20 protein-coding genes are annotated in these 21430 nt (G+C 56.1%); 7 read left to right on the forward strand and 13 right to left on the reverse strand.

Going from position 1 to position 21430, the window contains the following annotated elements; translation table 11 throughout:
- Positions 1 to 3: 3 nt before the first annotated feature.
- On the reverse strand, positions 4 to 600 hold the full coding sequence (locus BFG58_RS10440; protein WP_045909117.1) for a DUF1454 family protein: 597 nt from the start codon (positions 598 to 600) through the stop codon (positions 4 to 6).
- Positions 601 to 712: 112 nt separating this feature from the next.
- Here BFG58_RS10440 and BFG58_RS10445 point away from each other — a divergent pair, with 112 nt between their 5' ends.
- A complete protein-coding gene (locus tag BFG58_RS10445; protein WP_023293600.1) occupies positions 713 to 1132 on the forward strand; it encodes a DUF805 domain-containing protein in 420 nt (139 codons plus the stop codon).
- Here BFG58_RS10445 and fpr read toward each other — a convergent pair whose 3' ends face one another.
- From fpr to BFG58_RS10465, 4 genes are all read right to left on the reverse strand, one after another.
- Positions 1133 to 1879 (reverse strand): ferredoxin--NADP(+) reductase, encoded by a 747-nt coding sequence (gene fpr, locus BFG58_RS10450; RefSeq protein ID WP_048028397.1) that lies wholly within the window; start codon positions 1877 to 1879, stop codon positions 1133 to 1135. It lies immediately after the preceding gene.
- 96 nt (positions 1880 to 1975) lie between these two features.
- Positions 1976 to 2986 carry a class II fructose-bisphosphatase gene (gene glpX, locus BFG58_RS10455; RefSeq protein ID WP_023293599.1) on the reverse strand — a complete coding sequence of 337 codons (1011 nt, stop codon included), beginning with the start codon at positions 2984 to 2986 and terminating at the stop codon, positions 1976 to 1978.
- 102 nt (positions 2987 to 3088) lie between these two features.
- Positions 3089 to 4597 (reverse strand): glycerol kinase GlpK, encoded by a 1509-nt coding sequence (gene glpK / locus BFG58_RS10460; RefSeq protein WP_014885706.1) that lies wholly within the window; start codon positions 4595 to 4597, stop codon positions 3089 to 3091.
- 21 nt (positions 4598 to 4618) lie between these two features.
- Positions 4619 to 5464 carry an MIP/aquaporin family protein gene (locus BFG58_RS10465; RefSeq protein WP_014885705.1) on the reverse strand — a complete coding sequence of 282 codons (846 nt, stop codon included), beginning with the start codon at positions 5462 to 5464 and terminating at the stop codon, positions 4619 to 4621.
- 410 nt (positions 5465 to 5874) lie between these two features.
- On the opposite strand from BFG58_RS10465, the gene zapB reads away from it, so the two are divergent.
- Positions 5875 to 6114, forward strand: coding sequence for a septal ring assembly protein ZapB (gene zapB / locus BFG58_RS10470; RefSeq protein ID WP_010436935.1), 240 nt, complete (start codon positions 5875 to 5877; stop codon positions 6112 to 6114).
- Between the two features lie 581 nt (positions 6115 to 6695).
- Here the strand turns inward: zapB and rraA are convergent.
- From rraA to priA, 7 genes are all read right to left on the reverse strand, one after another.
- Positions 6696 to 7181: a ribonuclease E activity regulator RraA gene (gene rraA, locus BFG58_RS10475; RefSeq protein ID WP_023309687.1), complete on the reverse strand. Its 486-nt coding sequence runs from the start codon at positions 7179 to 7181 to the stop codon at positions 6696 to 6698.
- A gap of 92 nt (positions 7182 to 7273) precedes the next feature.
- The gene (gene menA, locus BFG58_RS10480) at positions 7274 to 8194 is read right to left on the reverse strand and encodes a 1,4-dihydroxy-2-naphthoate polyprenyltransferase (RefSeq protein WP_008501804.1); all 921 of its coding nucleotides are present in this window, start codon (positions 8192 to 8194) and stop codon (positions 7274 to 7276) included.
- A gap of 68 nt (positions 8195 to 8262) precedes the next feature.
- Positions 8263 to 9597, reverse strand: a complete 1335-nt coding sequence (hslU, locus tag BFG58_RS10485; protein ID WP_023309685.1) for an HslU--HslV peptidase ATPase subunit — start codon at positions 9595 to 9597, stop codon at positions 8263 to 8265.
- A gap of 9 nt (positions 9598 to 9606) precedes the next feature.
- Positions 9607 to 10137, reverse strand: a complete 531-nt coding sequence (gene hslV / locus BFG58_RS10490; protein WP_008501802.1) for an ATP-dependent protease subunit HslV — start codon at positions 10135 to 10137, stop codon at positions 9607 to 9609.
- Positions 10138 to 10231: 94 nt separating this feature from the next.
- Positions 10232 to 11221: a cell division protein FtsN gene (ftsN, locus tag BFG58_RS10495; protein ID WP_032635441.1), complete on the reverse strand. Its 990-nt coding sequence runs from the start codon at positions 11219 to 11221 to the stop codon at positions 10232 to 10234.
- A gap of 93 nt (positions 11222 to 11314) precedes the next feature.
- On the reverse strand, positions 11315 to 12340 hold the full coding sequence (gene cytR, locus BFG58_RS10500; RefSeq protein WP_021242811.1) for a DNA-binding transcriptional regulator CytR: 1026 nt from the start codon (positions 12338 to 12340) through the stop codon (positions 11315 to 11317).
- 119 nt (positions 12341 to 12459) lie between these two features.
- Entirely contained in the window at positions 12460 to 14655 is a 2196-nt protein-coding gene (gene priA, locus BFG58_RS10505) for a primosomal protein N' (RefSeq protein WP_069719787.1), read from the reverse strand.
- Positions 14656 to 14855: 200 nt separating this feature from the next.
- Here priA and rpmE point away from each other — a divergent pair, with 200 nt between their 5' ends.
- Both rpmE and BFG58_RS10515 read left to right on the forward strand, forming a co-directional pair.
- Positions 14856 to 15068 carry a 50S ribosomal protein L31 gene (rpmE, locus tag BFG58_RS10510; protein WP_003862040.1) on the forward strand — a complete coding sequence of 71 codons (213 nt, stop codon included), beginning with the start codon at positions 14856 to 14858 and terminating at the stop codon, positions 15066 to 15068.
- 312 nt (positions 15069 to 15380) lie between these two features.
- A complete protein-coding gene (locus BFG58_RS10515; RefSeq protein WP_028015662.1) occupies positions 15381 to 16061 on the forward strand; it encodes an oligogalacturonate-specific porin KdgM family protein in 681 nt (226 codons plus the stop codon).
- Between the two features lie 41 nt (positions 16062 to 16102).
- On the opposite strand, the gene metJ is transcribed toward BFG58_RS10515, so the two are convergent.
- The gene (gene metJ / locus BFG58_RS10520; protein ID WP_003862042.1) at positions 16103 to 16420 is read right to left on the reverse strand and encodes a met regulon transcriptional regulator MetJ; all 318 of its coding nucleotides are present in this window, start codon (positions 16418 to 16420) and stop codon (positions 16103 to 16105) included.
- A 276-nt stretch (positions 16421 to 16696) separates the two neighbouring features.
- Here metJ and metB point away from each other — a divergent pair, with 276 nt between their 5' ends.
- The 3 genes from metB to metF all read left to right on the forward strand — a co-directional run bounded on the left by metB (position 16697) and on the right by metF (position 21409).
- Complete coding sequence (gene metB / locus BFG58_RS10525) at positions 16697 to 17857, forward strand: cystathionine gamma-synthase (RefSeq protein ID WP_045909121.1); 1161 nt, start codon at positions 16697 to 16699, stop codon at positions 17855 to 17857.
- Positions 17858 to 17859: 2 nt separating this feature from the next.
- Positions 17860 to 20292: a bifunctional aspartate kinase/homoserine dehydrogenase II gene (locus tag BFG58_RS10530; RefSeq protein ID WP_008501797.1), complete on the forward strand. Its 2433-nt coding sequence runs from the start codon at positions 17860 to 17862 to the stop codon at positions 20290 to 20292.
- Positions 20293 to 20518: 226 nt separating this feature from the next.
- The gene (metF, locus tag BFG58_RS10535) at positions 20519 to 21409 is read left to right on the forward strand and encodes a methylenetetrahydrofolate reductase (RefSeq protein WP_024909186.1); all 891 of its coding nucleotides are present in this window, start codon (positions 20519 to 20521) and stop codon (positions 21407 to 21409) included.
- Positions 21410 to 21430: the final 21 nt, after the last annotated feature.

The raw sequence follows: 21430 nt of genomic DNA on the forward strand, positions 1-21430 counted from the left end.
TCATTAATTCGCCCCGCCAAGGGTGTCAGATAGTGCCAGCTTAATCGGTTCAACAGCGAAGGTCAGTCCTTTTTCGCCGTTGTCCGCCACAACATAGCGGATCGCGCCTTCGGTATCGGCGTAGTAACGCTTGTTTTTACCAGCGGTGAGGAGTTTTTGCAGCTTTTGCTGGCTTTGCTTTTTCGTCAGCGCAGGGGTAAACGCCTGCAAGACCGCGCTCATGTACTCCAGGGCTTTTGCCTTCGCGGCTTTCTGCTCTGGCCCCTGTATTGGCAGCCAGGTGATTTGCATGCTTTTGATTTTTAAAGTCCCGCGCTCCAGCGCCGTGGAGGCATACAAATTCTCGTTAATCTTGCTTGCCGCACGGGTCAGGGTAGGCGTGTCGCGGGGGCCATCAATGGCACGAAACTCATCCAGCGGCAGCGTGGGGTTGGCCTGATTGAAGGCTTCACGAAACTGACTGATGGACTGATCGAACGACGGTGCGCCCGCCAGCAGATACGGTGCGGTGGTCGGGGCTGTGGTTTCGGCGGCGTGCAGGGTAAAGCCCGCGCTGAGTAGCGCTAAACACAGGAAAAGAGAATGTGTCGAACTTTTCATCAACATTGCCCCTGGCCGTAAGTGCTCATGATTAAAACGATATCTGGTCGGCTTGTCAAAAGGTCACAACTCCAGGGTAAAATGCGCGCGATATGATAATAAGGAACCTTACATGACCATACAGCAGTGGCTGTTTTCATTCAAAGGGCGTATTGGACGCCGTGATTTCTGGATCTGGATGGTGACGTGGGTTGTCGCCATGCTGCTTCTGTTTTTCGTTGCCTATAACGCATGGCTAAGCACGCAAACGGCGGCCTTCGCGCTGGTCTGCCTGCTCTGGCCAACGGCGGCTGTCGTCGTGAAACGCCTGCACGATCGCGGACGTTCCGGCGCGTGGGCATTTCTGATTATTCTGGCGTGGATGCTGGTGGCGGGAAACTGGGCGATGCTGCCGTCCATCCTGCCGTGGGTTGTGGGCAGGCTGCTGCCGTCGGTCATCTTCGTGATGATGATTGTCGATCTGGGCGCGTTTATTGGCACCCAGAGCGAAAACAAATACGGTAAAGACACCGTTGAGGTGAAATACCGCTGATCACCAGTAGTGTTCGGCGGTCATATGGCCTGGCCGGCGGCGAAGATGTTTCGTCATCTGCCGGGTATCCTTCAGAAGCTGCTGCGTGTCCCGTACCATCTGCGGGTTGCCACACAGCATGACGTGGCTGGTTTCAGCGTTCAGCGGCAAACCCACCGCCTCTTCCAGGGCACCACTCTCAATAAGCGCCGGCACGCGGCCGGTCAGCGTTCCTGCTACGGTTTCACGGCTGACCACCGTCTGAATCTTTAACTTTCCGCCGTACTGCTGCTCCAGCGCCTGCATCTGCGGCAGGTAGCTCAGATCTGCAGCGTAGCGCGCGGCGTGCACCAGCACGATGTTTTTAAAGCGCTCGAGGTCTTTGCCGTACTGCAAAATAGAGAGATAAGGACCGATGGCCGTGCCGGTTGCCAGCATCCAGAGCGTGTCACAATCCGGGATCTCTTCGAGCACAAAGAAGCCTGCTGCTTCACTCACGATCTGCACCTCGTCGCCGGGCTTAAGGGCGGCAAGGCGCGGGCTGAGTTTACCGTCAGGAACGGTGACCAGATAGAACTCGAGATCCGGGTTATCAGGCGAGTTAACGTAAGAGTAGGCGCGCTGCACGCGCTCGCCGTCGACATCCAGCCCCAGCTTCGCAAATTGCCCGGCTTTAAACGGGTGGACGGGAGCATGCACGGTGAGACTAAATAGCGCATCGGTCCAGAACTGTACCTTTGTGACTTTACCTGTTACCCAGTCCGCCATGATCTTCTCCTGTGCTGTTTCTCTGTTCTATCTTCCGTACTTAACGGGGAGATTTCCAGCCCATTTGGGCCGGAAAGCTCTATCGATCAAACGGTTTTACAGAATGTGCGTCTGTACGTCCGGGTCTTTGCGGTCGAGATAGTGGATAGACTGGATGCGGCGAATGGTGCGCGATTTGCCGCGGATCAGCAGCGTTTCGGTGGTCGCCATATTGCCCTTGCGGCTGATGCCGTCCAGCAGATCCCCTTTGGTGATACCGGTCGCCGAGAAGACCACGTTATCGCTACGGGCCATATCATGTAGCGCCAGCACTTTGTTGGCCTCGATACCCATCGCTTCGCAGCGTGCCAGCTCGTTTTCCCCGATACGGCGATTCTCTTCGCTGTCGCCTTTCACCTCGTGGCGGGGCAGCAGACGAGCCTGCATATCGCCGTCCAGCGCGCGGATCACTGCCGCAGAGACTACGCCTTCCGGCGCGCCGCCGATGCCGTACAGCACGTCCACTTCACTGTCCGGCATGCAGGTCAGGATCGAGGCGGCAACGTCACCATCCGGAATGGCAAACACGCGCACGCCGAGCTTTTGCATCTGCGCGATAGTGGCGTCGTGGCGCGGTTTTGCCAGAATGGTGACGGTGAGTTCGCTCAGCGGTTTGTTCAGCGCGCTGGCGACGTTACGCAGGTTCTCTTCCAGCGGCAGGCTGAGGTCGATTGCGCCTTTTGCGCCAGGACCGACAATCAGCTTTTCCATGTACATATCCGGCGCGTTAAGGAAGCAGCCCTTATCGCCTACGGCCAGCACCGCGAGGGCGTTGGCCTGACCCATTGCCGTCATGCGCGTACCTTCGATCGGGTCGACGGCGATATCCACAGCATCACCTTTGCCGGTACCGACTTTTTCACCGATATAGAGCATTGGCGCTTCGTCGATCTCGCCTTCGCCGATCACGATAGTGCCGTCGATGTTGACCTGGTTAAGCACAATGCGCATGGCATGGACGGCTGCGCCGTCGGCGGTATTTTTGTCACCACGACCCAGCCATTTATAGCCTGCAAGGGCGGCCGCTTCGGTGACGCGGGAAAACTCGATAGCAAGTTCACGTTTCATGAGGTACTCGTGCAATCAAAAGGAATTGCACGAAGTTTATCACAGAGTGGGGAGGGGGGTTTTAAGTCCCCTCTCCCCAAAGGGGAGAGGGGTAAGTTTGTCTTACTCGTCGTGCTCTTCCCACGCAAGGGCGCGTTTGACCGCTTTCTTCCAGCCGCTGTAGCGGAAGTTACGCTCGGTGGTTTCGATGCCCGGACGGAATTCGCGTTCGATCACCGCTTTTTCCTGCAGCTCGTCCAGGTTCTGCCAGAAGCCTACCGCCAGACCGGCAAGGTACGCCGCGCCCAGCGCCGTCACTTCACGCACTTCAGGACGCTCAACGCGGGTGCCCAGAATGTCGGACTGGAACTGCATCAGGAAGTTATTCGCGACCGCACCGCCGTCCACGCGCAGGGCGTGCAGACGAATGCCAGAGTCCGCCTGCATCGCTTCCAGCACGTCGCGCGTCTGGTAGGCGATGGATTCCAGGGTGGCGCGAATAATGTGGTTAGAATTCACGCCACGCGTCAGACCGAAAATCGCACCACGTGCATACGGGTCCCAGTACGGTGCGCCCAGACCGGTGAACGCAGGCACCACGTACACGCCGTTGGTGTCTTTCACTTTGGTCGCGAAGTACTCGGAGTCGAACGCATCGCTGATCAGCTTCATCTCGTCACGCAGCCACTGAATAGACGCGCCGGCCATGAATACCGCACCTTCCAGGGCATAGTTCACTTCACCGCGCGGGCCGCAGGCGATGGTGGTCAGCAGACCGTTTTCTGATTTCACCGCTTTCTCGCCGGTGTTCATCAGCATAAAGCAGCCGGTGCCGTAGGTGTTCTTCGCCATCCCTTCCTTGACGCACAGCTGGCCGAACAGCGCCGCTTGCTGGTCACCGGCGATACCGGCGATAGGAATACGGGTGCCGCCTTTACCGCCGATGTTGGTCTGGCCATATACCTCAGAAGATTTGCGCACTTCAGGCAGCATCGCGCGTGGGATATCCAGCGCGTCCAGCATCTTGTCATCCCACTCCAGGGTGTTGATGTTGAACAGCATGGTACGCGAGGCGTTGGTGTAGTCGGTGACGTGAACGCGTCCCTGGGTCATCTTCCAGATAAGCCAGGTGTCAACGGTACCGAACAGCAGCTCGCCGCGCTTTGCACGCTCACGTGAACCTTCCACATGGTCGAGGATCCATTTCACTTTGGTGCCGGAGAAATACGGGTCAACCACCAGGCCGGTGGCGCTGCGCACGTACTCTTCCATGCCGTCGCGCTTCAGCTGTTCGCAAATCTCAGAGGTACGGCGGCACTGCCAGACGATGGCGTTGTAAATAGGCTTACCGGTTTCACGTTCCCAGACAATCGTCGTTTCACGCTGGTTAGTGATACCAATCGCGGCAATCTCGTCGGAACTGATATCGGCTTTCGCCAGCACTTCGACCAGCGTGGAGCTTTGTGACGCCCAGATCTCCATTGGGTCGTGTTCTACCCAGCCTGGACGAGGGTAAATTTGCTCAAATTCGCGCTGTGACACGCTGACGATGTTCGCGTCATGATCCATTACGACAGCGCGGGAGCTGGTAGTGCCCTGGTCGAGCGCAACGATATATTTTTTTTCGGTCATGGTATGTGTCCCGTAGTCAGATTACAGCGAAGCTTTTTGTTGTGCGGTAGAAGTCGTTTCCTTCTCCTCTTCCACACAGGTGTCGCACGGTAAATGGCGACCAATTAATTTGCGGTAACTGAACGCACCCAGCGCAGCCCCGACAACTGGCGCAAACAGCGGTACCAGGAAGTAAGGAATGTCTTTGCCGCCGGTGAAGGCGACGTCGCCCCAGCCTGCGATAAAGGCGAACGCTTTAGGTCCGATATCACGTGCCGGGTTCATCGCGAAGCCGGTCAGCGGGCCCATGGAAGCGCCAATCACCGCGATCAGCAGGCCAATCAGCAGTGGGGCCAGCGGGCCGCGCGGAATGCCGTTTCCGTCGTCGGTCAGCGCCAGGATAACGCCCATCAGAATAGCGGTAATCACCATTTCAACTGCGAACGCCTGCACAAAATTGATATGCGGGTTTGGATAGGTTGAGAAGATGCCTGCCAGATCCAGACTTTCGACGCTGCCGCGCACCATATGATGCGTCTGTTCGAAGTCGATGAAAAGATTGTAATAAAGCCCGTAAACTAACGCCGCTGCGCAAAACGCGCCGGCAAACTGAGAAAGAATGAAAGGAACTACTTTGCGTCCGTCGAAGCACGCGAACAGCCACAGTGCGATAGTCACCGCCGGGTTAAGATGTGCACCAGAAACCCCTGCAGTCAGGTAGATGGCCATCGCCACGCCCAGACCCCAGATGATACTGATTTCCCACTGACCAAAACTGGCACCCGCCACTTTCAGTGCAGCGACACAGCCCACTCCGAAGAATATCAACAACCCGGTACCAAGGAACTCGGCAATGCACTGGCCTTTTAAGGTTGATGTCTGACTCATAATCGGAATCCTGAAGAAATTGATGTTTATTGTTAGCATGGCCGCCCGTGACAGCCACGATGCCCTGTAGACATAGTGTTAATTTATCGTTAACGAGCAAAAACGAGAAATATCGAAATCAAAATGTGTGGTCTGTGTCAATAAAATGAGCGTTTTCGCGCCATAAAGCACATTTTTACAGCAGTACAGGATCGGTACAGGAATGAGAGCTGAATCATTTCATTAACGAATGAGTTAACAATTTAGGGGGATATGACGCGAACGCACCAGGACCAGACCTAAAAGTGTTGCAAACCGCGATCTGCGCGGTGTGTCGCTGGACACAGAGCGCCGCGCTCCATACAATCGACGGTATATGTCGTGCGCGTTTATGTTAAAGCGTCGCCTTGCAATTCAGGAGAGGTAGCATCATGTCTTTAGAAGTGTTTGAGAAACTGGAATCGAAAGTACAGCAGGCGATTGACACCATCACCCTGCTGCAGATGGAAATTGAAGAGCTGAAAGAGAAGAACAACAGCCTGGCGCAGGAAGTACAGAACGCGCAGCACGGCCGCGAAGAACTGGAGCGCGAAAACAACCAGCTGCGCGAACAGCAGAACGGCTGGCAGGATCGCCTGCAGGCGCTGCTGGGACGTATGGAAGAAGTCTGATCCCCTCAGGGATGACTAAGTAGGCCGGGTAAGGCGAAGCCGCCACCCGGCTTTTTTATGGTTATTGCACGCTGATTTCAACCATAAAAAAGGCCGCCCGAGGCGGCCTTAACGCTACTTGTCCTGCGCTGTCATAGCAAAAGCAACGAACACATTCGGTTCATCACTCTTTACAACGAGTACGCTGGCGACAATGAACGCGATACATAAATAGCGTTTCATTATGCGGTCCCTGCTGCTAACCGCTCCACCGTTCACCACCGTTGATAAGTCGGTGGACACAAGCCCGGTTAAAGGTTGCTTAACGGTTGTGAATACACCTTTCCCTGGACCGATGCCCATGTGCGAGATGGCGGAAAGGGACGATGCATCATAATGAGCAGCAGCAGCGTAGTTAAGGTTTTAATAGTTAATTAGGAATTTATAAAGGGTCGATGGGGTTACCTGAGATTTGAACCAGGGTAAGATAAAAATCCTGGTTAAAGGTTGCAAACCTTCCCAACGGACCGCGAATCCCGAGGGACAAAAAAACCGCCACATTGCTGTTGGCGGTTTTTTTATGGTCCACGCTTACGGTTTTATTACTCGATATCCAGCGGATCTTCGGAAAGAATAATGCCGGTATTATCGGCGTAGAGATGGTCGCCGGAGAAGAAGGTCACGCCGCCGAAATTGACGCGCACGTCGCTTTCGCCGATACCGTCACCCGCCGCCCCTACCGGTATGGCCGCGATGGCCTGAATCCCGATATCGAGGTCTTCCAGATCGTCCACCTGACGCACGGAACCGTACACCACAAGGCCTTCCCACTCGTTCTGCACGGCAATACCGGCCAGCTCAGCATCAATCAATGCGCGCCGCACGGAACCGCCGCCATCGACCACCAGTACGCGGCCGCGGCCGTTCTGTTCGAGCAGATCGTACAACAACCCGTTATCCTCGAAACATTTCACCGTGACGATCTGTCCGCCAAACGACGACCGCCCACCAAAGTTGGAGAACAGCGGTTCAACGACGTTGACATCTTCCTGGTAGATGTCACAAAGCTCGGAGGTATCGTATTTCATAGGTTTAACGCTCAGTTGCTGCGAATGTGTTCAGTATATCGTGCGAAATGCGTTGTTGGCAAAATCATCAATTGTTAATTGATATTTGTCAGCTAACTGAGCGTCTGGCTTAAGACAATCCCGATGACGAACAACAGGTTAGTCAGCAGTGCGCCTTTTACGGTTCGCTCCAGCATCGGCGGCATGGCGGCCGGGCTACGTTCACGCATCACAAAACGGGCCTGCTTAATCAGCAGCGGCGCGGCAAGCACAAACAGCCAGCCCCACAGACTGTGCAGGGAAATCAGGTTAAACAACGCCAGGCAGACCAGGGCCCCCATCAGCAGGCAGGCATGGTAACGACGCGCATTCACTGGCCCCAGACGGACCGCCAGGGTGTTTTTACCGTTCTCGCGATCGCTGTCGATGTCGCGCAGGTTGTTGATGTTGAGCACCGCTGTCGCCAGCAGACCGCAGGCGGTCGCAGGCAGGAACAGGGCAGGGATTACCGTATGCGCCTGTAAGTACCAGCTTCCCATGACGCTCAGCCAGCCGAAGAAAACCAGGACGGAGATATCACCGAGCCCAATATAACCGTAAGGTCGCGTGCCGACGGTGTAGGTGATGGCCGCGATAATGGCCAATAAGCCCAGCACCAGAAAACCAATGAAATCGCTGGGAGTCTTAGATGCCACCGTCACCAGCGCCAGACCCGATAAACAGATCAGCACCACGGTGATGATTAACGCGCGCTTCATCTGCGCCTGGGTAATCACCCCTTTTTGCATTCCACGCAGCGGCCCGATACGGTCAGGTTTGTCGCTGCCTTTCACCGCGTCGCCGTAGTCGTTGGCGAGGTTGGAGAGGATTTGCAGCAGGCCGGCGGTAATCAATGCCAGCGCGGCGACCAGCGGATCGAAATAACCCTGCCACCAGGCAAGCGCCGTACCAACGATAATCGCGGCGAAGGCCAGAGGAAGTGTTTTAGGGCGCAGACTTTCGAGCCACGCCTGCGTACGGCTGATGTCAGTCATAAGTATTTAGCCAATAAAAATGGGGGCATTAGCCCCCATTAAACGTGATGAGAATCCAGTAACCGCGATTATAGGATAAAACGGCTCAGATCTTCATCTGCCACTAACGCATCCAGATGTTTACTCACATATTCTGCGTCAATGGTAACGGTTTGACCGTTCAGGTCGCTCGCGTCGTAAGAGATATCTTCCACCAGGCGTTCCAGTACGGTATGCAGACGACGCGCACCGATGTTTTCGGTGGTTTCGTTCACCTGCCATGCAGCCTGGGCAATACGTTTGATACCGTCTTCGGTGAACTCGAGGTTCACGCCTTCGGTCGCCATCAGCGCTTTGTACTGTACGGTGGCAGAGGCGTTTGGCTCGGTCAGGATACGCTCGAAATCTTCGGTGGTCAGCGCCTGCAGCTCAACGCGGATAGGCAGACGGCCCTGCAGTTCCGGGATCAGATCCGACGGGCTGGCAACCTGGAAGGCACCTGATGCGATAAACAGGATGTGGTCCGTTTTCACCATGCCGTGCTTGGTGGAGACGGTGCAGCCTTCAACCAGCGGCAGCAGGTCGCGCTGAACGCCTTCGCGGGACACGTCCGGGCCGGAGCTGTTGCCGCCGCGCTTACAAATTTTGTCGATTTCGTCGATAAACACGATACCGTGCTGCTCAACCGCGTCGATAGCGTCCTGCTTCAGCTCTTCCGGGTTCACCAGCTTCGCCGCTTCTTCTTCAATCAGCAGCTTCATCGCGTCTTTGATTTTCAGCTTACGCGCTTTTTGCTTCTGACCGCCCAGGTTCTGGAACATGGACTGCAGCTGGCTGGTCATCTCTTCCATGCCAGGAGGCGCCATGATTTCCACACCCATTGGCGCGGCAGCAAGATCGATCTCAATCTCTTTGTCATCCAGCTGGCCTTCACGCAGTTTTTTGCGGAACGCCTGACGTGCAGCAGACGGTTCCGCCTGCTGTTCAGCCTGACCCCAGTTGTTTTTTGCTGGCGGGATCAGCACGTCGAGAATGCGCTCTTCGGCCATCTCTTCCGCGCGATAGCGGTTTTTCTCAATCGCCTGGACGCGCACCATTTTGATCGCCGAGTCGGTCAGATCGCGGATGATGGAGTCCACTTCTTTACCCACATAGCCCACTTCGGTGAACTTGGTGGCTTCAACTTTGATGAACGGCGCGTTAGCCAGCTTCGCCAGACGACGGGCGATTTCGGTTTTACCGACGCCGGTCGGGCCGATCATCAGAATGTTTTTCGGCGTAACTTCGTGGCGCAGCTCTTCGTCAAGCTGCATACGACGCCAGCGGTTACGCAGGGCGATAGCCACGGAGCGCTTGGCGTTATCCTGGCCGATAATGTGTTTGTTCAGTTCGCTGACAATTTCGCGTGGGGTCATTTCAGACATGGGAGATCCTTACGCTTTGGAGGTCAATTCTTCGATGGTGTGGTTGTGGTTGGTATAGATGCAGATATCACCTGCAATATCCAACGCCTTCACCGCGATATCACGCGCGTTCATGTCGGTATTTTCCAACAGCGCGCGGGCAGCAGCCTGGGCATAAGGGCCGCCAGAGCCGATGGCAATCAGGTCATTTTCCGGCTGAATCACGTCACCGTTACCGGTGATGATAAGCGATGCGGTCTCATCGGCGACCGCCAGCAGCGCTTCGAGCTTGCGCAGCATGCGGTCGGTACGCCAGTCTTTCGCCAGCTCAACGGCGGCTTTCACCAGATGACCCTGGTGCATTTCCAGTTTACGTTCAAACAGTTCAAACAGCGTGAAAGCATCCGCCGTGCCGCCTGCAAAGCCGGCGATCACTTTGTCGTTGTAGAGACGACGCACTTTCTTCACGTTGCCTTTCATGACGGTATTACCCAGCGTGGCCTGGCCATCACCGGCGATTACCACATGGCCGTTACGGCGTACACTTACTATTGTTGTCACGAGCAGACCCCCTGGTTACAGAATCGGGAAACAGAAGCCCTGAGCCTGTGCTCAGGGCTGAATTAAATGATAGATGGGGGGGAATTTGGGGGTTTCAACCCCCGGAGGCGAGTCGAATGCAGTTTGTGTGACCGGCGATTTTCAAACGAGAAAGGGTGCCATCGGCATTTTCTTTGCCTTTGACCGGACCAATCACCACGCGATTCCAGCCGTTATTGGTGGTAATACGCGAATCAAACCCTTCAAAGGCCAGCTGCGCGCGCACCGTTTCCGCCTGCTCCGCACCTTTGAACGAACCGCACTGTACCATCCAGCGACGTTCGTCTTTTTTCTCCGCCGTCTGCTTCGGCGCTTCGGTCTCTTTCGTTACCGGCGCGGCCTGCTGCGTTTTCGGCTGCTGGGCGGTGGTATGCGCTGGCGTCTGGAGCAGATCCTGATACGGCTGAGCCGCCTGCTTCTGCGGCTGCGTTTTAGGCTGCTGCTGGACAGGCTGAGACTGCACCGTACGCGTCGGCTGCTGATACGGCTGTTCCGTGACCCGCGGCTGTGCCTTAGGCTGCTGTACCGGCTGAGTTTGCGCCCACTGCTGTTGCTGCTGAATCTGCTGTTGTGCCTGGCGACGCTGCAGCGTTTGCTGACGCTGTTCCGGCGTCTGCTCATTCCACGGCACTTCGTTCAACTGCGTAGGCTGCTGGCGCATATCGGCCTGCATTTGTGCCAGCAGCTGACGCTGTTCATCCGTCAGCTGATTCGCATTCTGCACTTCACCACCCGCAGAAGGTTCGGTTGGCGCACGCACCCCAGGCTGACGGCTCTCCAGCTCTTTGATATAGCGCCAGCGCTCTTCAGGCTTCGGAGGGAGGCCATTTCCGGCGACTTTACTGGCCTGAAGCGCCTCGGACTCTTCTTTTTTATGGTGCGTGATAAAGTACAGGCCACCAATAAAGGCGACGACTACAGCCGCAGCAATAGCGACCATTGCTGGCGAGACAGCAGGCAGGTTACGTTGCTTTTTTCTTGAGCTACTCTTTTTGCGTCGCGAAGGTGCCGGCTGGCCGCGACGTACATAATCTCGTTGTGCCACTATCGTTTCGCTGTATTTATTCGTTCGTCAGTCCGCCATGTTACTTAAGCGGCGGGGCTTTGACCAGATAAGGGTATCCGAAAGACGTTTACTTTAAGTCAATGCCTGGGTCGTGCCGCGGACGATCAGTTCGCAGTCCAGCAACCGTGAGCCGCTGCTAACTGTTTGACCGTGAAGCTGATCCAGCAGAAGCAGCATCGCTTCGCGGCCGATTTGGTAGCGCGGCTGAGCGACCGTTGAGAGCGGCGGATCGCAAAATTCCGAAAGCGAAATATTATCGAATCCGATGATGGATAAATCTTTCGGTATGCGAAGACCGCGGCGTTTGGCATACGATAATGCGCCCAGCGCCATCACGTCGCTGTGACAAAATACGGCGGTTGGCGGCTCAGGCAGGTCCAGAAGTTTCTCCAGCGCCTGTCCACCCGCAGCGAAGGTAAAATCACCGCGCGCAATGTAGTGCGGATCGACGGTGACGCCGGTCCGGCGCAGCGCCTGAACGTAGCCCTGCAAACGGTAGTGACACAGCGGCATCTCTTCCGGCCCGGCGATACAGCCAATACGCTTATGCCCCAGCTCCTGGAGATAGTTTACGGCGTTGAACGCGGCGGTAAGGTTATCGATATGGACCGTCGGCAGCTCCAGCTCTGGCGCAAACTCGTTGGCCATGACCATCGGCGGTAAATTACGCTGCTCTTCGATGCTGGCATCAAACGGCAGGCGAGAGCCAAGCAGCAGCATGCCGTCAATCTGCTTGGTGATGATGAGGTCGATGAAGGTTTTTTCCTGCTGGTTCTGGTGGGCGCAGTCGCCAATCAGCACCAGATACCCCTGTTCCGCCGCGGTGACTTCAATACCGCGGATAATCTCGCTAAAGAAAGGGTCACAGATGTCCGGCACAATCACCAGGATAGTGCGCGACTCGTTGCGTTTGACGTTACGCCCCATTGCCTGCGGAAAATAGCCCACTTCAAGCGCAGCCTGCTCCACCCGATTACGGGTCGCCTGGGAGACTTTATCCGGGTTCATTAATGCGCGGGATACTGTTGCCGTAGAGACCTGTGCTTTCTGGGCAACGTCTTTCATGGTCGCAGTCGCAACCTCTTTCCTGGACTTCAACGTCTTCTCCTCGCCTGAACACCGAACTTCTGACATCACCATTTTTACAGATAGTTAATGGAATCGGTTACAGAATTTTCATAAAAAGTGTGAGGAGCGTTAAATTTTTCGATCCAGCTTCAGCCTTCGATGGGGTCGACGTCCAGGACCCACTTCACTTTTCGCGCTTCGGGCAGGGTGTTTATCAGTACCAGCGCGCCGCTGACGATATGCTGAAGACGAATACGCGAGGGGTGCTGGAGCAAGATCTGCCAGCGGAAACGACCGCCGCGTTTTGGCGCGAGGGCAGGCACCGGGCCCAAAATCCACAGCTGGTTATCCACCAGCGGGCTGGCCTGCAGGAGGTTTCTCAACTGCTGCAGGAAAAGTGGCGCCTGCTGGTTGTTATGATCTTCCGCGCGGATGATGACGTGGCTGGTCCACGGCGGCAGTTGCATGGTCTGGCGTTCCGCCAGCGCCTGCTCGGCAAAGGCGTCATAGCCTTTGTGCAGCAGGGTTTGCAGCAGCGGGTGCTCCGGGTGGTGCGTTTGCAGCACCACTTCGCCCTGTTTACCGGCGCGTCCTGCGCGTCCGGCTACCTGGGTGTAAAGCTGGGCGAAGCGCTCGGCGGAGCGGAAATCTGCCGAGAACAGCGCGCCGTCCACGTCCAGCAGGGCGACCAGCGTCACGTCCGGGAAGTGGTGGCCCTTGGCCAGCATCTGGGTGCCAATCAGGATGCGCGCGCCGCCGCGATGCACTTCCGCCAGCTGTTGTTCCAGCGCGCCTTTGCGGCTGGTGGTGTCCCGGTCGATACGCGAAATCGGCACGTCCGGGAAGAAGGGCCCAAGCGCCTGTTCCAGCTGTTCCGTCCCCAGACCGACCGGCACAATATGCGTTGAACCACATGACGGGCACTGGCGCGGCACCGGACGCTGGCTGTCGCAGTGGTGGCAGCGCAAATGCCGCTGGGCCTGATGGAAGGTGTAGTAGTGATCACAGCGCGGGCATTCGGCAATCCAGCCGCAGTCGTGGCACAGCAGGGCGGGGGCAAACCCGCGACGGTTGAGGAACAGAATGACCTGATTCCCCGCCTGCAAATGCTGGCGCATGCGGGTAATCAGTGCAGGCGCTAGCCCCGCCTGAACCTGCTGACCTTTCAGATCCAGCACGTGCTGAATGGCCGGGCGGGCATTCCCTGCCCGGCGCGTCAGGCGCAGCATGTGGTATTTACGCTGGCGCACGTTGTGCAGCGTTTCCAGCGCAGGCGTGGCGGATCCCAATACAATAGGAATTTGCTCGCTGTGCGCGCGGTAGACGGCCAGATCGCGGGCGTGATAGCGCCAGCCTTCCTGCTGTTTATAGGAGCTGTCGTGCTCTTCGTCGATCACGATTACGCCAAGATTTTTAAACGGCGTGAACAGCGACGAACGGGTGCCAATCACAATCGCCGCTTCGCCGTTTTTCGCTTTCAACCAGGCGCTGAGGCGCTCGCTGTCGTTCAGGCCGGAGTGCAGAACCTCAACCGGCGCGTTAAAGCGCTCGCGGAATCGGGCGATGGTTTGCGGCGTCAGGCCAATTTCCGGCACCATCACCAGCGCCTGTTTGCCCTGCGCGAGCACGTTTTCCAGCACGCTCAGGTAAACTTCGGTCTTGCCGGAACCGGTGACCCCCGCCAGCAGCCAGGCAGAGAAATGATCGGAGGCGCTATGAATCGCGCCTACCGCGGTGGCTTGCTCGGTATTCAGACGCAGGCGATCCCCTGAAACGGAGAAATTTTCCCGCCAGTCGTAAAGGGCAGGCGCTTCGCTTGCCAGGTCGCTCAGTCCTTTCTTTCTCAATGCCTGTAGCGCCGTTTCGCTGACCTCAAGCTCGTCGACCTGATGCCGCCAGATTTTCCCCTGACGCAGCGCCGCCAGCGCCTGCTGCTGTTTCTGCGAACGCTTGAGGCTGTTGATGTCGACGGCCTGACCTTCCTCCGTGGCAAACCAGTACCACATCGGCGCGTGGCTGGCACTTTTGCCCTGACGCAGCATCATTGGCAGGGCGTGGAACAGGACGTCGCCAATCGGGTGATGATAATAATCTGCCGCCCACAGCAGCAGTCGCCAGGTGCTGGTGGAGTAAACAGGCTCGCTGTCCAGCACCTCAACGACCGATTTCAGTTCGTTAAGCGGCAGTTCGCTTTTATCGCTGACGGAGACAACGATCCCAACGCGCTGCTGTTTGCCAAACGGCACGGTCACGCGGCAGCCCGCTTTGGCGTTCATGCTGTCGGGCAGCAGATAGTCAAAGGTGCGGGGAAGCGGAACGGGCAGGGCAACGTGAGCGACGGGCATCGAATCTTCCTGACTTGAAAAGTGGCGCGTTAGTATACACATTAGTAAAAGCGGCGTGCGGATCAGTTTGCATACGTTGGTCAAATTCTGTATGATTCGCCGCCTTTGGTGTACTTTACGCCAAAGAACTTACAATCAACATCGCGTGGTGTCTGGCGTTAGGGCTGGAAGAGCGACGCGGCCTTAACTGAGGTTCTCCCATGAAAAAAGATATTCACCCGAAATACGAAATGATTACTGCAAACTGTTCTTGCGGTAACTCTATCCAGATCCGCTCTACCGTGGGTCACGATCTGAACCTGGACGTGTGCGGCAAATGCCACCCGTTCTACACTGGTAAGCAGCGTGATGTTGCAACCGGTGGCCGTGTTGACCGCTTCAACAAGCGTTTCAGCATCCCGGGCGCTAAATAAGCATCCAGAAAAAACCGCCTACGGGCGGTTTTTTTGTGCCTGTTATATCCCTTCTGAATAAATCACACTTGGATATTTCTATCTAAAATAATTAATTACGCATCATTGTATTAAAATATTTGTCTGATGTATTCTTTAACGGATAGTGAACTGCATCTCTCATTTCTTTAATTCTTTGCCACCTTTTAATGAGTGTGTCAAAAATTAAAAGGTTTCTCTCGTTTCGTAAAATTACACTTCGCCCGTCATACATTCTTATTCGCCATTACGACAAGGTGGCTTTCAGGGCGCATTTACTTCGAGGGAACTGTTATGAAATTGAAGCAAGTCTTATTTGTGCTTCCGTTAATATCGTGCGCGGCGCAGGCGGGATATGTGGATTACCGACACGAGTATTACGACGATGGGCGTAACTATGACCGTGTATACATGTCACACCGCTTTGGCACCGGCTTTGGCGTAGCGGTTGAGGCGGTATCGCGCTCCGATAACAAGCAGTCTAACGACGCGCTTAATAATATGGAAAGTAACAGCAACGAATATACCGCAAGCTATCAATTTACCTGGCAAGGTTTTATATGGCAGCCGGGCGTCGCCGTTGAAATGGGTGATGATATGGCCATCTATAAGCCTTATCTGCGCGTACAGTATAATATTAATGACAGCTGGTGGACGGCGTTTCGTTATCGTACGGAGTACACTCGCCGTAATGCTGACGGTAAAGATGACCGTATGGTTTATCGTCCGGAAGTGTGGCTGGGTTATAATATTGATAGCTGGATGTTCGAGTTAAACGGCATTTATAAATTCGCCGATAACGAAGACCTGTATAACAATAAAAAAGAAGATTACGAATATAACTTCCGCGTGGCGTATAACATTGACTCGTGGATCCCGTTTATCGAAGTGGGCAATGTCTCTTCCGGCTATAACACCGCCACCAGCGACGATCGCCAGACGCGTCTGCGCGTGGGTTTAGGCTACAACTTCTAAAAACTATCCCGCTGAGTCACCTCAGCGGGATCACACCGCAGTTAGTATTCCCACGTCTCCGGGTCAATACCCAGTTCACGCATGATTACTTTCGCCTCTTCCGGGATTTCGTCACTACGCTCTTTGCGCAGATCGTCATCGTTCGGCAACGGTTGACCGGTAAACGCATGCAGAAACGCTTCGCACAGCAGTTCGCTGTTGGTTGCGTGGCGCAGGTTATTCACCTGACGACGCGTACGTTCATCGGTGAGGATCTTCAACACCTTCAGAGGAATGGAAACCGTAATTTTCTTTACTTGCTCACTCTTCTTACCGTGCTCAGCGTATGGGCTGATATATTCGCCGCTCCATTCAGCCATGAGATACCTTTAATCCTCTCAGTCATTTATTTAAAGGTGCAAAACCGGTAACCACCCGTTTTGAACCGCAATCTTGCCTAGTTTACCGTAGAGACGATACCGTGGCACGGATATTGCCGCTGCAGCGTGCACTAAAGCATATAATTTTAACGGCTATTTGCGCATTGCTCAATCTATACGCAAAGAAGTTTAGATGTCCAGATGTATTGACGTCCATACTTTCAGTGTTTACTCTGGTGCCTGACTTTTCACCTCATTCGCCAGGAAGCCCTCACCATGACGCGTAAACAGGCCACTATCGCAGTGCGTAGCGGATTAAATGATGACGAGCAGTACGGCTGCGTTGTCCCGCCCATTCATCTTTCCAGTACTTACAACTTCACCGGATTTAATGAACCCCGCGCGCATGATTACTCGCGTCGTGGCAACCCTACGCGTGACGTGACCCAGCGTGCGCTGGCCGAACTGGAAGGTGGCGCAGGTGCTGTGTTAACCAACACGGGGATGTCCGCCATTCACCTGGTGACCACCGTGTTCCTGAAACCAGGCGACCTGCTGGTTGCGCCGCACGATTGCTACGGCGGCAGCTATCGCCTGTTTGATAGCCTGGCGAAACGCGGCTGCTATCGCGTATTGTTTGTCGATCAAAACGACGAACAGGCGCTGAAACAGGCGCTGGCAGAGAAACCGAAGCTGGTTCTGGTAGAAAGTCCAAGCAATCCATTGTTGCGCGTTGTCGATATTGCGAAAATTTGTCAGCTCGCAAGGGATGCGGGAGCGATAAGTGTAGTGGATAATACATTCCTCAGTCCGGCCCTTCAGAACCCACTCGCACTGGGTGCCGATCTGGTATTGCATTCATGCACTAAATATCTGAACGGCCATTCTGACGTGGTAGCAGGCGTGGTGATTGCCAAAGATCCGGATGTTGTCACCGAACTGGCATGGTGGGCCAATAATATTGGCGTCACCGCAGGCGCCTTCGACAGCTACCTGCTGTTGCGCGGTATCCGCACGCTGTCGCCGCGCATGGACGTGGCGCAGCGCAATGCTCAGGCGATTGTCGACTTCCTGAAAACCCAGCCGCTGGTGAAGAAGCTGTATCACCCGTCGCTGCCGGAAAATCAGGGGCACGAGATTGCCGCGCGCCAGCAGAAAGGGTTTGGCGCGATGTTAAGTTTTGAACTGGACGGTGACGAGCAAACGCTGCGTCGCTTCCTGAGCGGGCTGTCATTGTTTACGCTGGCGGAATCCTTAGGTGGGGTTGAAAGCTTGATCTCCCACGCCGCGACTATGACGCACGCAGGAATGGCACCCGAAGCACGTGCCGCCGCCGGTATTTCTGAGACGCTGCTGCGGATCTCAACCGGTATTGAAGATTCTGAAGATTTAATTGCCGATCTGGAAAATGGCTTCCGGATCGCAGCCAAGGGGTAATCATGAGTGTGATAGCGCAGGCAGGGGCGAAGGGTCGTCAACTGCACAAGTTTGGTGGTAGTAGTCTTGCTGATGTGAAATGTTACCTGCGTGTCGCAGGGATCATGACGGAATATTCACAGCCGGGTGACATGATGGTTGTCTCGGCGGCGGGCAGCACCACCAACCAGTTGATTAGCTGGCTGAAACTGAGCCAGACCGATCGCCTTTCTGCGCATCAGGTGCAACAGTCCTTACGTCGTTACCAGAGCGAGCTGATTGCTGGCTTGCTGCCTGCGGACGTAGCGGACGGGCTGATCAGCGCCTTCACGCATGACCTTGAGCGTCTGGCCGCCCTGCTGGATAGCGGCATTACCGATGCGGTGTATGCCGAAGTGGTGGGGCACGGTGAAGTGTGGTCCGCGCGCCTGATGGCTGCGGTTCTGCAACACCTGGGTGTGGACGCCGCCTGGCTCGACGCGCGTGATTTCCTGCGCGCCGAACGCGCCGCGCAGCCACAGGTGGATGAAGGCCTGTCCTACCCGCTGCTGCAACAGCTGCTGGTGCAGCATCCGGGCAAACGCATTGTGGTTACCGGCTTTATCAGCCGCAGCAACGCGGGTGAAACCGTGCTGCTGGGCCGTAACGGCTCCGACTACTCGGCAACGCAAATCGGTGCGCTGGCGGGCGTGTCCCGCGTCACCATCTGGAGCGACGTGGCCGGTGTTTACAGCGCGGACCCGCGCAAAGTAAAAGATGCCTGCCTGCTGCCGCTGCTGCGCCTGGATGAAGCCAGCGAACTGGCGCGTCTGGCCGCACCGGTGCTGCACGCGCGCACGCTGCAGCCGGTTTCCGGCAGCGATATCGACCTCCAGTTGCGCTGCAGCTACACCCCGGATCAAGGCTCCACGCGCATTGAGCGCGTGCTGGCGTCCGGTACCGGGGCGCGTATTGTCACCAGCCACGACGACATCTGCCTGATTGAATTCCAGGTGCCTGCGGGCCAGGACTTCAGGCTGGCGCATAAAGAGATCGACACGATCCTGAAACGCGCCCAGGTGCGTCCGCTGGCCGTGGGTGTTCACAATGACCGCCAGCTGCTGCAGTTCTGCTATACCGCAGAAGTGGCGGACAGCGCCCTGAAAATTCTGGATGAAGCCGGTCTGCCGGGCGAGCTTCGCCTGCGTCAGGGGCTGGCGCTGGTGGCGATGGTGGGCGCGGGCGTCACCCGTAACCCGCTGCACTGCCACCGCTTCTGGCAGCAGCTGAAAGGCCAGCCGGTGGAATTTACCTGGCAATCGGAAGAGGGCATTAGCCTGGTTGCCGTTCTGCGCAAAGGGCCAACCGAAAGCCTGATTCAGGGTCTGCATACCTCCCTGTTCCGCGCGGAAAAACGCATCGGCCTGGTGCTGTTTGGTAAAGGCAACATCGGTTCCCGCTGGCTGGAGCTGTTTGCCCGCGAACAGGTCACGCTTTCGGCGCGTACCGGGTTCGAATTCATTCTCGCAGGCGTAGTGGACAGCCGCCGCAGCCTGCTGAACTACGAAGGGCTGGATGCCAGCCGCGCGCTTGCCTTCTTTAATGATGAAGCCGTCGAGCAGGATGAAGAGTCGCTGTTCCTGTGGATGCGTGCACACCCATATGACGATCTGGTGGTGCTGGACGTTACCGCCAGCGAACAGCTTGCCGATCAGTATCTTGATTTCGCCAGCCACGGTTTCCACGTCATCAGCGCCAACAAGCTGGCGGGGGCAAGCAGCACCGACAAATACCGCCAGATCCACGACGCGTTTGAAAAAACCGGTCGTCACTGGCTGTATAACGCAACCGTGGGTGCGGGCCTGCCGGTAAACCACACTGTGCGCGACCTGATTGAAAGCGGTGACAGCATTCTGGCGCTGAGCGGTATCTTCTCCGGCACGCTCTCCTGGCTGTTCCTGCAGTTTGACGGCACCGTACCGTTCACCGACCTGGTGGATCAGGCGTGGCAGCAGGGCTTAACGGAACCCGATCCGCGCGTTGACCTCTCCGGTAAAGACGTGATGCGCAAGCTGGTGATCCTGGCGCGTGAAGCGGGTTATGACATCGAACCGGATTCCGTCCGCGTCGAGTCACTGGTGCCTGCCGGCTGTGAAGAAGGTTCTGTGGACCATTTCTTTGAAAATGGGGAAGAACTTAACGAGCAGATGGTGCAGCGTCTGGAAGCCGCAAACGAGATGGGGCTGGTGCTGCGCTACGTGGCGCGTTTCGAGGCCAACGGAAAAGCGCGAGTCGGTGTCGAGGCGGTGCGTCCTGAACATCCGCTGGCGGCGCTGCTACCGTGCGATAACGTCTTCGCCATCGAAAGCCGCTGGTACCGCGATAACCCGCTGGTGATCCGCGGCCCGGGCGCCGGGCGCGACGTTACCGCCGGGGCCATCCAGTCCGACATCAACCGTCTGGCTAAGCTGCTGTAAAAAATCAATTTCCCTCTCCCTATGGGAGAGGGTTAGGGTGAGGGCATCAGACTGCACTCACCCCCATCATGAATTTCCCTCATCTTCCCTGAGCAAACCTCACCGTTATTGTTGATTATTTCTATTGACGTCCCTCTGCTTTTCCGTCATTTTTACATCTGGACGTCTAAACGTATAGAAGTTCACAACACAACAGACAATGACACGCGATTGATAGGGGTAGGGTATGAGCTTTTTTCACGCCAACCAGCGGGAAGCACTGAACCAGAGCCTGGCCGAAGTAAACGGCCAGATTAACGTCTCTTTTGAATTTTTCCCGCCGCGCACCAGTGAAATGGAGCAAACCCTGTGGAGCTCTATCGATCGTCTCAGCAGCCTGAAACCGAAGTTTGTCTCCGTGACCTACGGTGCGAACTCCGGCGAGCGTGACCGTACCCACAGCATCATTAAAGGCATCAAAGATCGTACCGGTCTGGAAGCGGCGCCGCATCTCACCTGTATCGACGCCACCCGCGACGAGCTGCGTGCCATCGCCCAGGATTACTGGAATAACGGCATTCGGCATATTGTTGCGCTGCGCGGCGATCTGCCGCCGGGCAGCGGTAAGCCGGACATGTATGCCGCCGATCTGGTTGGGCTGTTGAAGGGCGTGGCTGACTTTGATATCTCCGTTGCCGCCTATCCTGAGGTTCATCCGGAAGCGAAAAGCGCCCAGGCGGATCTGCTTAACCTCAAGCGTAAGGTGGATGCCGGCGCGAACCGCGCCATTACCCAGTTCTTCTTTGATGTCGAAAGCTATCTGCGCTTCCGTGACCGCTGCGTCTCCGCGGGCATCGACGTTGAAATTATTCCGGGTATTCTGCCGGTCTCTAACTTCAAACAGGCGAAGAAATTTGCTGATATGACCAATGTGCGTATTCCGCTTTGGATGTCTAAAATGTACGAGGGGCTGGACGATGACCCGGAAACACGCAAGCTGGTGGGCGCAAACATCGCGATGGACATGGTGAAGATCTTAAGTCGTGAAGGGGTGAAGGATTTCCACTTCTACACGCTGAACCGTGCTGAGATGAGTTACGCCATATGCCACACGCTCGGCGTTAGACCAGGCGTGTAACAAAAAAGAGCCCTCTTCGGA

This window comes from Enterobacter sp. ku-bf2 (assembly GCF_001742765.1).
Taxonomy (GTDB): Bacteria; Pseudomonadota; Gammaproteobacteria; order Enterobacterales; family Enterobacteriaceae; genus Enterobacter; species Enterobacter quasiroggenkampii.